Here is a 12487-nt window from a genome sequence, read left to right as displayed (position 1 = left end):
CCACCCCCCAGGTCATCTCGGACAGGGGGACCAAGTCATGCCGGGCCCGGAGGCCAGCGGCCCCGTTGCGGAGCCGTGGAAAACATAACGGGGAGTTGCTGGTGAGCTTCGTCCGGCGCCAAGCAGTAGGAGCAACCACCGCCGCTACGGACGTGCGCTGATGAAGCGGACGGTCGATTCCCACCCTTCCTTTGCCAGCTGGCCCCGCGCACCAGTGTCACCGCGGGCTGCCGCCGGTGCCGTAGCGGTGGGTTTTGCGCTGGCATCTGGTGAACAGACTGGCCGTGTCGCTGGGGCAGGCAACAGTCGCGGACGATCCGTCTCATTCCCGTCGCTGCTCCGTGCCACTGCCTGGCGTGCACGCAACGCTCCGCGCACTCGGCCGCCGGAACGGTCCTGGCCTGCTGGAGGTGGTTGTCTCCCAAAGGGCCACCTCCAGCATGATGTACGGGATCGGTACGCTTTTAGTGCGCTATCCGTACGCTTCGCGCTAGGCTTGAAGTCCAGGAGGTGTTCCATGTCCGAGTTGTTCGACCGGATCGACGCGCTGGTCGCGTCCCGGTCTCCCCTGCCGCCGCCGGCGGAGCGAAAGCGGCTGCGTACTGCGCACGGCCTGACCCTGGATGAGGTGGCGGCCGCGCTGGACGTGCGGCGGGCGACGGTCAGCGGCTGGGAGTCCGGGAAGACGGAGCCGCGGCCGCCGGAGCGCGACGCATACGCGCACCTGCTGAAGCAGCTCGCAGAGCTCTATCCCGCCGACCCCAACACCGCGGCACCCGGCAAGGACACGGCCGCACCGGCGACGTTCACGAACGCTCCGGCTTCGGAAGCGCGGACTCTGTCCACAGGTCCGGGTCCCGAGGCTGCGGCTGCCACGACTGGAGAGAACACTCAGCCCAGCGCCGCCAACTCCGCTGCTCCGGCTGCCGCGCCGCGTCCGGCGCGCACCACCAGGCCGACGTCGTCGACGTCGCGCCGCCCGGGTGCGAAGAGAGCGGCCCCGGCCGGAACCCCGGCGGTCGGCACCGACGCGTGGTTCGAGAACGGGCCGCTGGCGGTCGTCGATGTCGACGCCGACGGCCAGGCCCTCGCGTACTGCACCGGCGGCCTGGTCCTGGACGTGCCCGCCAAGTCGATCCCGTCCCTGGTGGAGTGGACGCTGCGCGAGGCGAAGCTCGGTCAACCGAAGCTGTCCGGTTCGGGCAAGGACGCCGACCCGCTGATCGTCCTCACCCCGTCGGCGCTGGAGCGCTACGGCCTGCCGGTCGCTCTCACGGATGAGGAGCGGCTCGCCGGGCGGATCCCGGAGGGCCACAAGGTCATCAAGCAGCTGGTGCGCGCGGAGTGGAAGCTGACGAAGCGCGGGTTCGGGCCGTGGGCGCGGATCTACCGTCCCGCCACCGGTGCGGAGCGGGCCTGTGTGCAGCTGTGCATCCCGTCATGGAACGCGCTGGACACGCGGCACTGGGGCGAAGCTGGGCAGCCCCCGCCGGCGGAACTCGCGCGCGTGCTGGGCGTGTACGCGTCCCGGGTCATGACGCCGCGCGGCTCCACGGCCGTGACCGGTCTGGAGCTGATGACCGCGCTGCACCCGCCGACCCGGGCCTCCGAGCCGGACGCCGACGGCAAACGGCACTCCGAGCACAACCCCGGCTCACTGGGCAAGGATCCGGTGGACTGCGCGCCGTGCGAGGCCCCTGACGGGCACCCGCTGCTCAAGGAGCTGCCGCGCTTCCACGTGCGCGGCCCCGGGGAGAAGTTGTTCGAGGAGGCGTACGACTGGGCGCGGCCGATGACGGATGCCGAGTGCACGCTGCGGCACCTGGTCGGCATCGATGTGAACATGGCCTTCGCCGCCGGTGCCAACGGCCTGGTCGTCGGCCTCGGCGCGCCGACACATGTCAAGGCGCCGGTGTTCGACGCGAAGCTGTCCGGCTCTTGGCTGGTCGACCTCTCGCATGTGGACCTGTCGCGCGTGAAGGTCGCCAAGGACAAGTGGGCGGACCTGGACGCGAGTCTGCTGCCCAGCCCGTTCACGCCGAAGGGCGAGCAACCGGAGGGCCCGGCCTGGTACGCGACGCCGACCGTGGCCTATGCGGTGGAGCTCGGCTACGACGTCGCGCCGATGGAGGCGTACGTCCGCTACGAGAACGGCCGCTACCTGGACGGCTGGTACACCCGGCTGCGCGACGCCTTCCTCGCCACGATGGCCGACCTCGGCGTCGACGCGGACATGGCGCCGGCGGACTTCCTGACGGCGATGGACGGCTACAAGGAACGTGACCCTGAGCTCGCGATCGTCGTGTCGGCGATCAAGGCGACGGTCAAGGGCGGCCTGGGCAAGCTGCGCGAGCGCCCGCGCGGCGAGGGCTGGCGGCCGGGCGAGCCGTGGCGGGCGCTGTCCCGTCCGACGTGGCGTCCGGACATCCGCGCGGCGGTCATCTCCCGCACCCGGATCAACCTGCACCGCAAGATCGTCAAGCATGCGGCGTTCACCGGCCAGTATCCGATCGCGGTCCTGTCCGACTGCGTCGTGTACGCGGCCGACGGAACGTCGCCGCTGGACTTCCTGCCGTACCGGGACGGCAAGCCGCTGCCCGGCGGGTTCAAGCTCGGCATCAACCCTGGCCTGGTCAAGCACGAGGGCACCCAGAGCGTCCTGTGGGGCGAAGAGGTCCGCGAGCGGTTCAACGCCCCCGAGCTCAACCTCGCCCGGTATATCAAGGACGGCACCGTCACCGACGTCGACAACGGAGAGTAGGAGTAGGCGACGATGAGCCTGTTCGGGGACGGCCTGGACGCCGCAGTGCAGAAGGCGTTCACCCGCCCGGCGCCCAAGAACGCGGGCCCGCAGATGCGGTACCTGGTCAAGCAGCTGGGCGGCACCAAGCCGGTCGCCCAGATGCTGCGCATCTCGCAGCGCACCGTCGAGCGGTACGTGAAGGACCAGATCAAGAAGCCCCGCCCGGACCTCGCCGCGCGACTGGAGCGCGAGGTGAAGAAGCGCTGGCAGCCGCAGATCAGGGCCAAGGCCCGGCAGAAGGCGGCCACCACGGGGGGCATCGTCGTCGACACCCGCGCCCGCCTCGGCTACACCGCACCGATCGGGTCGACCGATCAGGACCGCATCCGGCACCTGACCCTCGCCCTGCCGCCCCGCTACGCCGCCCGACTCTTCGACGCCCAGGAAGCCGGCGCCACCGAGCAGCAGCTGAAGGAGATCGCCGCCGAAGCCCTCAAAGAGGTCTACTTCCAGGACGGCGGCCGCCGCGCCGGAAGCCTGGAAGAGGTCCGCTTCACGGACATCGAGCACCTCGAGTTCGACCTGTAGATCGCCCCTTGGCGAGCTGAGCGTCCGGCCCGCCTCGTCACCCTGGTGTTCGGCGCCTGCCCGCCCGAGCACGCCGGGCAGCTGGAGGCGTAGGTGCGTACGGCGCTCGGCGCCCCGCCGCCGGCCGCCCTCATCGAGGAAGTGCTGCCTGCCGGCCCCGACCGGCTGGACGGCCTCGCCGAGCCGCTCGCCTCCACTCTGACCTGGCTGCCGGGACGGGGCCGCAAGGGCAGCGTGGCAAGAGGCAGCGTGGAACGAGCAAGCCGTGGTGACGGGGTGCGGGCTCAGTCCAGCCAGTGCACCAGGCGTGCGATGTCGTGCACGGCCAGGGCACGTTCCTCGAGGCCGAGCGCGTACTGCCGGGCAGCGTCGTCACCGTGGGTGAGCATCAGCGCGGACAGGCTGATCAGCCGGGCGCTTCCCAGACAGGCCACGTCGAGGGCCAGCGCCAGCATCTCGGGCGAGACGGTGTGGGCGTGCAGGACACCCTCGCGGTAACGGGCCATGTGAACGAGACCGATGGGGGTGCTGTGCGTGACCTGGCTCAGCAGCGAGTACGCCACAGGCAGCCAGCCCGGCTCGGGATAGGGCGCTCCCATGAGCAGAAGCATCTCGTCGATCGGTGGCAGCGGCTTCCGGCCTTTGGATATCGTCTCCGGCCCCTCGACGACGGGGTCAGGCAGTTGGAACAGTTTCTGGGCAGCAGCAAGCGCCACGCCGTTGCCGGCGAACAGTTCAATCGTCTTCTTCTTGCGGGCGCGAAACTCGTCGAAGTAGCGGGTGGAGCGCTGCACGAACGCGTCCTCGTCCTCAGGGTCCTGGGTTAGCCAGGTGAAGCGGGCGGCTTCCTCCAAGAGCATGCGCGCGCCGAACACCGCGGTGACGGCGGCGTGCTGGTCATAGGTGAACATCACGGTGGCGAAGGTGGAGTGAGCTCCGGCATAGGCCAGCACACTGGCCAGCTTGGGGTTGCCGTGTGCCCAGGGGCTGGTGTGCCAGCTGCTGAGGAAAGCGTCGTACTCCTCGGCCGCCGCGATAACGGGACCGGCGTCGGCGATGTCCGGCAGCACGCTGCTGGGCGCCACCAGTACCTCGGGGCGAAGGCGCAGCTGCCGCGGGCGGGTTCTGACCTTGGAGGAGGCGGCCGAGGCGGGCTTGGGGTCGCCCAGGCCGTGCACCGCGCGCGCCGCGGCAACCACGTCCTCGGTCAGCCGCATCGCCTGGCCGAGGAAACCGGCCTGATCGACCTCCGGCGGCCAGCACTCTGGCACCGCCGAGCACACGCCCAGGAGCGTGACGGTGACACCGACGGCCGCGACATGCATGAACAGGGCCTCGTGATCGGCACGCAGGTCATGGCCGGGCACACCCCCGGCGGCCAGGCTGCTCTGCAGCCCCAGCAGGTTGCCGTGGCCTGCATGACCCAGCACCATCACGGCACCCCGCAGCCCGGACATGGCCAGCGTGCCGCGTGCCGCGTCCAGGAGATCCTCAACGCGGCCTCCCACGACCGCAGGCGCCACCGGCGGAGCCGGGGAATCTAGGAACATGTCCAGCAACTCCTGCTCATCCGGAAGCGGTGGCGCTGACAGCGCCGCAAGGGATCCTCCAGACAGATCGGTGACACCGCTCAGCGGCACAAACCACCGGGCAAGATTCGGGAAGCTCACGTCATGGTCGGCCACGTAGCCGCAGATCCGGTTGCACTCCTCCAGCATGCTGCCCATCAACGCGCTCCGCCGCTCCGCTGCATCCTGCGCGATCCACTGCCAGCGCAGGCCGTCATCGAACAGACTCCGCGCCAGCGCCCCCACGACCGTGCCGCCCATCCCCGAGCCGAGCAGCGAGTCCGCGCATGCGTAGCGCCACCGAGCGAAAGGAAACACCGACTCGGCCAGAAACTGATCGCCCGCCCCATCGAAGTGGAATACCGCCGGCAGGCCGTCAAGATGCAGCCGCAGGGCCCGCGTTGCTGCCCGCAGACGCACAGTCGCGGCATCCGCCTCCCGCCCGTCAGGACGCCTGCCGTCTGTTCCCTGCGACTGCTGTCCGTCCATCCTCACCCCAATACGTGGTCCGCCGCATCCATTGTGACGTCGGCTGACTTGGGGGGGGCACCGGCACCGGCGGCGGCGTCGCGGTCGGCGTTCAGCGCGGCATCTCCACCCACGGCGAGCGCGACAACGCCAACGGCATCTTGCGCTCCAACACACTGAAGCCCTCGAAGAAGGACCCGGCCACGAAAATGCGGTCCGCCCCGCAGCGTCACTGTGGGGGGCGGACCTGGGTACTACGCCGCGCTGTCGACTAGCGCCAGTGGAGCCACAGCTGCCCCAGCGCCATGACGACGACCGTGATACTCGCTGCCAACGCCGACATCCGGGACCACAGAGGTGACTGCGTCACCCGGTAGATGGAGGACACATAGCCATCCGCCGGGGGCAGCGGGGCCCCGCAGTACCCTCATCCCTCCCCGCTGGGCCTGGCGCTCCCGCGCGAGTTCGAGCTGCGCACGGTGGTAGAGCCAGAAGCGGTTCTCCCCCCGTGGCACCCTGCACGCCACGAGGCAGCGCCTGAAGATGCCCGATCGCGCGCCCGCCCGTGGAGCTACCGGCTGCAGTAGACGGTGAAGTCGCCGGCGCTGGTGTCCCGGACGAACTTCTCCGCACCCGCGAGCAGCAGGAGCTGCTCCCTGGTGGCCTTGCCGGCCTGCAGACCGGGCTGGGCGATGATCGTGTGGAAGCGGGGCCGCAGCAGGCGGGCCTGGTCACGGATGGCGAACAGGGCCTTGGAATCGCCGACTTCGTAGGGCGAGATGCCGCCGTTGCGCTGGGTGTACTGCATGGCCCGGCTGTGCAGATGGTCCAGCAGCGGCAGGGCGTGTCCGCGCCGCCACTTGGCGCCGCGCATGGCCTGGCCGCATACCTCGTACAGGTCCTCGACTCGTGTGCCCGGGGTGGGCTTGTGCGAGTACTTGCAGTGCACGAGTGTCACATCCAGGTGGCGGCCGTCGACCTTGAGGCCGACGAGGTCGGCTGCCTCGCCCGAGCCGTCGTCGTCGACAAGGACGTCGAAGGAGCCGGTGGCCTGCAGGTGGGCCGACATGTAGTACTGGATGGAGTCCGTGCGGCGCTGTGCCTTTTGTGACTCCTTGCTCAGGTCCACGCCTTGCCACTCGAGCGGCGTGAGCAGGGACGGGTCGTAGGGGTGGCGGGTGTAGCGCGGGGCGATGAGTTTGCCCTCGTCGTCGATGAGGCGGTCGCCCTCCAGGAACAGATCGGGCTTGTGGGCGTTGAGCCATTCCTCCAGCGGCTGCGGCTCGGCTGTGGGGCCGCTGCCGACGATGACGGCGTCTTGCTCGCGCGGCCGGTAGAACAGCCCTTTGGTGTCGTAGTCGGCCTGGTAGGCGACCTGCCAGGCGGGGGTCGTCAGGGAGAACAGGAGCGGGCCGGTGGGGGAGTAGTCGTCGACCTCGAAGTCCACGTCGGTGAGCGCGTAGCGGACGTTGTCGTAGGTGAGGGTGTACCGGTCGCGGGAGCCGAGGAAGACCTGCCAGGGCCACTCCACGCCCAGCAGTGCATACGGCGGCCGTGCGGTGATGTCCTCGGGGATGATGAACCCGTCGAAGATCTGTTCCAGATTGATGGTGCTGTCCAGCAGCTTGGTGCCCTGCTGGTCGCACCAGTCGGTCCAGGCCTTCAGGCTCGGCGCGGTGGTGGGGGACCAGAACCGGCCCGAGTGCGCGGCGCTGATCGAGACGCTGTCGCCGTCGTCGAAGCCGGATGTGGCGATGTGGGTCTGGCTCTTGTGTTCCTGGGCGGTGGTGAAGCCTTGCGAGACGTCGCTGCCGACGTGGAGGGAGAACCGCGTGAAGTAGTCGCGGGCGTCTTTGAGGCCCACGTTGGTGGGCACCAGCCGGTCCAGGCGGGCCAGCACCCGGAAGGTGCGCTTGCCGTTGATCAGTTCGCAGTCCTCGCCCAGCACTGCCTCGGCCAGGTCCTTGTAGGTGCTCGACTTCTCCGAGCCGTGGATGTAGAGCAGCCGCCTGGTCGTGTCGAAGTAGAGCACGATCAGCTCGTAGACGACCTGCTCCAATTCCTGGGGTGCGCCCCAGCGCACCGGGGTGCGGCGTTCGATGACGTACCAGGCCACGGAGGAGTCCTCGCCGCCCAGGGCCATGGCGTCGTCCAGGACGCGCTCGTTGCCCTTGCACAGCGCGAGGGCGGCCTCGGGTCGCCATTGGGCGGTGGTCGCGCGGTAGGCGATCGCGCTCATCTTCGGCTCGAGCACGCTGACCGCCACGTCCTCGGGCGCACCGGTGAAGGTGGTGTCGAACGTGCTGGTCTCCTCCGCGGCCAGGGTGGCGCGGTCGGTCAGGTCGCGTAGCAGATGATTCCAGTCGGCGTCCTCGCGCAGCAGGCGCCGCAGCGGTGAGGTGCCGGCGCCCGGTTCCTGCGCGACGAACACGGCGGCTTCACCCAGTCCGTCGGCGGCCCGGGTGAACCGGCCGATGAACTGGATCATCGGGCTCAGGCTCTTGCGGGCCGCGTGCATGGCCGCGATCTTCAGGGCGGGCTCGTCGAATCCCTCACCGAGCATGTCGACGCAGATGATGATGCGGCACTCACGCTCCCGCAGCGCCTGCACGGCCGCCTTACGGCGCGTGACGCCCACGTTCTGGTGGACCACGGTGGGATGGAACTCGGGCGCCAACTGCTGGTAGAGCGCACCGAGTTCTTCCGCCTTTGGGATGCTCTCCGCCCGCGCCATCAGCAGGTGGTCGTGCCCGGCTTCCCGATCGGCGCGCAACTGGCCCACGGCCAGCTCCGCCAGCTCCCGGTCGACGTCCTGGACACCGAAGACGGCCCGGTAGTTGATACGCCGGAAGTACTCCAGCCGCTGGGCCTCCCGCAGAGGGAAACGGAACACGGTACGGCCGGGCAGGCGGCGGCCGTCCTCCCGAAACGGGGTGGCAGTGAACAGCAGCACCGGCCGGTTGGAGAAGTCATCGATCACCCGCGCCCACGTGTCCGCGGGGGAGTGATGCGCCTCGTCCACGATCAGATGGGAGAACGACGACAGCAGTGCCATCCGCACATTGCCCACGGCCCGGCTGAGGATCTGCGGGGTGGCGACGACGACGTTGCATGCCTGAACGAACCGAGCTGCTTCTTCCGGGTCCTTGAACCCGTGCTCGAGCCGGCCAACCCGCGGCCGCAACGCGGCAGGCGTGACGATCTGCTCCTGCTGTAGGATGCCGAGCGTCTCGAACTTCCCCGCGATCTGGTCCCGCAAAGCGGCGCTGGGCACCAGCACCAGCAACCGCTCCATCCGTGCGGCGACCAGCAGAGCCAGCATGGTCTCCGTCTTGCCGGTGCCGGTGGGCATCACCACGATGCCCGGATCGCCCAGCCCCGAGGCCCAGTGCCCCAGTACCGCGTGCAGGGCGCCGATCTGTGGGCGGCGCAGGCTGCGGGGCTCGCCGTGCGGGCGGAAGCCGATGGCTTCCCGATACGACTCCACCACCGCCGGCGCTGGGTGCAGCGTGCGGCTGCCCTGCCAGTGCACCTCCTGGCCGGAACGGTCGGGCAGCACGGCGGTCAGCCCGTCGGCCGCTTCCGCTGCCACATGTACCGCGGGCCAGCTGCCGTAGACGTTGGACACCCGCAGCGCACCGGCCTCGTCGGTGGCCTGCAGTGTGCCGCCGGGAACCAGGAGCTGGCGGACCTTGTTGTGTTCGTATCTTTCTTCAGCCCATACGGGCTGCGTGCTCACGTTCATCCAGGTGCTCTCTGTTGCAGCTCCGGGCACCGGCCCGTAGCGAGGTGAGTGCGGAAGGCGAAGGAAAGGTCACGGCTTCGACCGATGCCGCCAAGACCCGTGCCCGCGGTTCAGCGGCGGTGTCCGCGCTCGGGGGAGCGCGCTGGGACGTTTAGGAAGTCCTCGAACCAGTTGTCCGGGTGCAAGGCGGACGGGACGCTGGCGGGCGCCCTACCCTCGGCTTCACCAGCGCCCTCGCTGTACTTGCTGTCGTACAGCCACAGCACATCGTGGTCCTGGAAGAAGAAATCCGAACAGGCGTCGAAGTCGTAGTCGTCGCGGTGCGCGGGCAGCGCCGCATGCGGACTGCCGTCACCGGCTTCCCGATGCTCGGGGGCATCGCCGAGGGCGAGATGCAAGACCATCTCCTCCGCCGCGCAGACGGGCCGGGGCCACCTGCCGCTCTTGAGGTCGCCTGCCAGATCGTCGCAGGCCCGGGCCAGGCCGAGCCGCCACTGCTTGCTCTGGCGCCAGGTCACCTGCGGCAGACGGGAGAAGAAGCCCCACGCACCGTCCTCGTCCTGGGTGACGGGACGATCACCCAGTTCGGCGGCATCGTCGTAGGCCGCATCAGCAAGCTCGACCAGCGCGCTGTACAGCAGCTCGGCCGTGCGCGGCGTGAACGTCCAGTCGCACTTCTGGCAGTCCTCCTCCTCGCAGTCGCACGCCGCCGGCAGCGCGAAAAGCGCGGCGAAGTCCGGCTGCTCATCTTCGCTTTCGGGCACAGCGCCCGTGAGTAAACGGGTGTCCGAGTGATTGGCCCGGCGCAGGCGCCAGCCCGGGCCGAAGTCGACGCGGACCGGCTCAGCCGACCAGTCGGCAACCTCGTCTCCCTGAGCCGACAGCAGCAGTTGGCCATCCTGCGTGTCGTTCAGGCAGTCCGTACCCGGCAGGTCACCTGTGGTCTCGGCAGCGAACATGACAGCGCCGGTCAGATCGTGTGGATCATCTTCGGTGAGCTCCTCCGGCGGCAACGGCTCCCATCCGCTGGCAGCTGCTGCCGCGAGTGCCTTGGCCTGGTCGTAGACGTGGAACTCGCGCAACTGGACCACCCGGACCACCGGACCGGGCAGGTCGGCGAGCCGAGCGTCCCCCGGGCTCCGGATAGCGGAAATGGGAAGTGCCGCTTCCTCACCGCTCTCCTGCACCCAGTCGAACGGGTCATCAGAGGGCCAGGTGAACCCCGGGGAGCCGACCGTCCACACTCCCGCGCATGCCTGGTCAAGAGCGTGACGGAAGGAGGCAGCAGGAGCATCCGGCAGCACAGTGAGCAGTTTGTCCGCCGTGCTCTGCTGCGGCTCGGTGAGGACTCCGTTGCGGGCGGCGAGGCAGAGAAGGAGCGCGGCATGATGGGCCACGAGCGCGTCCTTGCAGGTCATGACGGCCTGCAGGCTGGAGGGTCCGTCAGGGTGCGCCAGCAGAACGAGCACGCGGCTCTTGCTGGCGGAGTGCTCGCAGAAGAAGTCGCGGGGCAACGCAGAGGGAGTGGCCTGGACGGCTGTCATGGAGGAGCTCCAACGATGCGCGGCAAGCCGACGCCCGCCGCAGATGAGAAGGAAGCTGCTGGTGGGCACGGTACGACCGCATCCCCGGACAGCGTGGAAGTTCTGTTACAGCTGGTGCCATCGCTACGAGCGGCGACCCGGGCCTGAAACGCGACTGTAGCCCCCAATCAACGAACGATCAGGCAGATTCGGGTAATTTCCGATCGCGGCCCGACTGCACACTCTGCGGGTGGCTCAGCTGGCCAGGGACAGGCGCAGTCGGAGCAGCGATGGCCTTCGCGAACGGCGCTGTCAGCCGGATGGCTGGCAGCGAGAGCCGGGATGCTCAGGCAAGGTCGTGCAGATTCCACTGGGGCGGAAGCCGGCTAAGACCGAGCCGGGCCTCGACGCCGAGGTGTTCCCGCAGCAGGGCTTTGAGAGCTCGGCCGTCCACCAGGTCGATGCGGCCGCTGCGTTGGGCGAATGCGTGGTTTCTTGCCTCGAACCAGCTGGTGGTGACCAGGATGCCTCGGCTGGCCTGCACGTCCAGCATCTGCCCGGCCAGGGCGTGGACCGTCTCCGCCGGCACGACGTGCCGGTTGCGCCGGCACTGAAGCACCCACCGTTCGCCGGTGCGGGACCTGTCACGGAAGACGGTGGCTGCTTGCCCCGGTCCGATCAGCTCGCGGGGGCCTTCCGCAGTGCCGTGCAGCTTCATGCAGAGGCGGTGAACGAGATCGTTCAGGTCCTCGGGGGACAGGCTCACCAGATCAATACGGTCGTCGGCGGCCGCAGCCGCGGCCGCGGCGACGGCGGGTTGCGGTGTGCGAGGGTGGCCTCGTACCACTTGCCGTCGCTTTGATAGGCAGGATCTCCTTTGCGGAACCGCTCCGCCCAGGCGGCGGCCTCATCGTGCAGGGCCTTCCCGCCACAGGGCTGGAGTGACCACGGGCAGCATCTCGGCGTGGTACATCAGGCGCGGATCCCGGGGCCCGACCTTGCACGCGGCGGCCGCGCTCGCCCACATCGCGCCGACCGCTGCCGCCAACCTGCTGGGCAGGATGATGGCCCGGGAAGCGCTGCCCATCGTGAGCCGTCTGCAGCCGACTCAAGTCCTTGCGCTGGCTGAATACATGGACCCGCGGTGGGCGGCTGCAGTGGCCCGGCAGATGGATACCCAGACCGTCGCCGTACTGGTGAACCTCCTGCCGGCGGTCCGGACGGCAGCGGTCCTCGGCCAGATGTATCCGCCCGAGGCCACCACCCTCCTGGACCTGATGGAACCGACGAAGAAAGCCGCCGTGCTCGAGCTGGTCCACCAGCGGACCACACGTTCTACCGTCCACCTGCCCGTAGACGTCACCGACGACAATAACGAGTGGTGCCACAGGCCTGTGTTCCGGCGGGCAGCTTGCGATCGCCGGCGAGAGAGCAGCGGGCCGGCCGACATCGGTCTGACCGCGGTCGGCGGCTCGTTGCCCGAGACGAACAGGTCGGTGGGCGATGGGTACTCCGTTGCCCGGATGGTCTCCTCGCTGATCCGGCCCCTCGAACGGGACTACCGTAGGCCGGGAGCGAGCGGCCGGCCTGCCCGGCCTGCGTAGATCCGACGTGTGTTGGCTCAGTGGTTCCTCAATCAGATCTGCCTGTTCAGGGTGTCGCACATGGTTACCCGCATGCCCCGCAGTCCTCATTCGGGGTGGTGCTCACCACTTGCAAGCGATCTTCTGCAAGAAATCGTAGCTGTAAAGATCAACTACTGGAATTCGAACGAATACGCGAGTTTCTTGCGAGGAATGCATGTTCGATATTCCGTGAGGGTGTGACGTGCCTCTCGTAAGGATCTGACTTG

At 68.9% G+C, this 12487-nt stretch carries 7 protein-coding genes; 3 read left to right on the top strand and 4 right to left on the bottom strand.

What is annotated here, in order from left to right; genetic code table 11:
- The first annotated feature begins 517 nt into the window (after positions 1 to 517).
- Together tap and tpg are read left to right on the top strand one after the other, a co-directional pair.
- Entirely contained in the window at positions 518 to 2761 is a 2244-nt protein-coding gene (tap, locus tag ACZ4LX_RS34525; protein WP_467650907.1) for a telomere-associated protein Tap, read from the top strand.
- Positions 2762 to 2773: 12 nt separating this feature from the next.
- Positions 2774 to 3331, top strand: coding sequence for a telomere-protecting terminal protein Tpg (gene tpg / locus ACZ4LX_RS34520; protein WP_191891844.1), 558 nt, complete (start codon positions 2774 to 2776; stop codon positions 3329 to 3331).
- A 284-nt stretch (positions 3332 to 3615) separates the two neighbouring features.
- Here tpg and ACZ4LX_RS34515 read toward each other — a convergent pair whose 3' ends face one another.
- From ACZ4LX_RS34515 to ACZ4LX_RS34500, 4 genes are all read right to left on the bottom strand, one after another.
- Positions 3616 to 5388: a hypothetical protein gene (locus ACZ4LX_RS34515; protein ID WP_467650906.1), complete on the bottom strand. Its 1773-nt coding sequence runs from the start codon at positions 5386 to 5388 to the stop codon at positions 3616 to 3618.
- Positions 5389 to 5938: 550 nt separating this feature from the next.
- Positions 5939 to 9112 carry a DEAD/DEAH box helicase gene (locus ACZ4LX_RS34510; protein WP_225051453.1) on the bottom strand — a complete coding sequence of 1058 codons (3174 nt, stop codon included), beginning with the start codon at positions 9110 to 9112 and terminating at the stop codon, positions 5939 to 5941.
- A 110-nt stretch (positions 9113 to 9222) separates the two neighbouring features.
- Positions 9223 to 10656: a hypothetical protein gene (locus tag ACZ4LX_RS34505; RefSeq protein WP_225051452.1), complete on the bottom strand. Its 1434-nt coding sequence runs from the start codon at positions 10654 to 10656 to the stop codon at positions 9223 to 9225.
- Between the two features lie 325 nt (positions 10657 to 10981).
- Complete coding sequence (locus tag ACZ4LX_RS34500; protein WP_467650905.1) at positions 10982 to 11401, bottom strand: restriction endonuclease; 420 nt, start codon at positions 11399 to 11401, stop codon at positions 10982 to 10984.
- Positions 11402 to 11576: 175 nt separating this feature from the next.
- Between ACZ4LX_RS34500 and ACZ4LX_RS34495 the strand changes: the two genes are divergently transcribed.
- Positions 11577 to 12239 (top strand): magnesium transporter MgtE N-terminal domain-containing protein, encoded by a 663-nt coding sequence (locus tag ACZ4LX_RS34495; protein ID WP_225051450.1) that lies wholly within the window; start codon positions 11577 to 11579, stop codon positions 12237 to 12239.
- Positions 12240 to 12487 lie beyond the last annotated feature (248 nt).

This window comes from Streptomyces sp. NPDC026062, from assembly GCF_055568375.1.
This window is presented reverse-complemented; position numbering and strand designations above follow the sequence as displayed.

Coding starts and splice junctions, on each gene's coding strand:
- tap (WP_467650907.1), top strand. CDS start 518: ATGTCCGAGTTGTTCGACCGGATCGACGCGCTGGTCGCGTCCCGGTCT.
- tpg (WP_191891844.1), top strand. CDS start 2,774: ATGAGCCTGTTCGGGGACGGCCTGGACGCCGCAGTGCAGAAGGCGTTC.
- ACZ4LX_RS34515 (WP_467650906.1), bottom strand. CDS start 5,388: ATGGACGGACAGCAGTCGCAGGGAACAGACGGCAGGCGTCCTGACGGG.
- ACZ4LX_RS34510 (WP_225051453.1), bottom strand. CDS start 9,112: ATGAACGTGAGCACGCAGCCCGTATGGGCTGAAGAAAGATACGAACAC.
- ACZ4LX_RS34505 (WP_225051452.1), bottom strand. CDS start 10,656: ATGACAGCCGTCCAGGCCACTCCCTCTGCGTTGCCCCGCGACTTCTTC.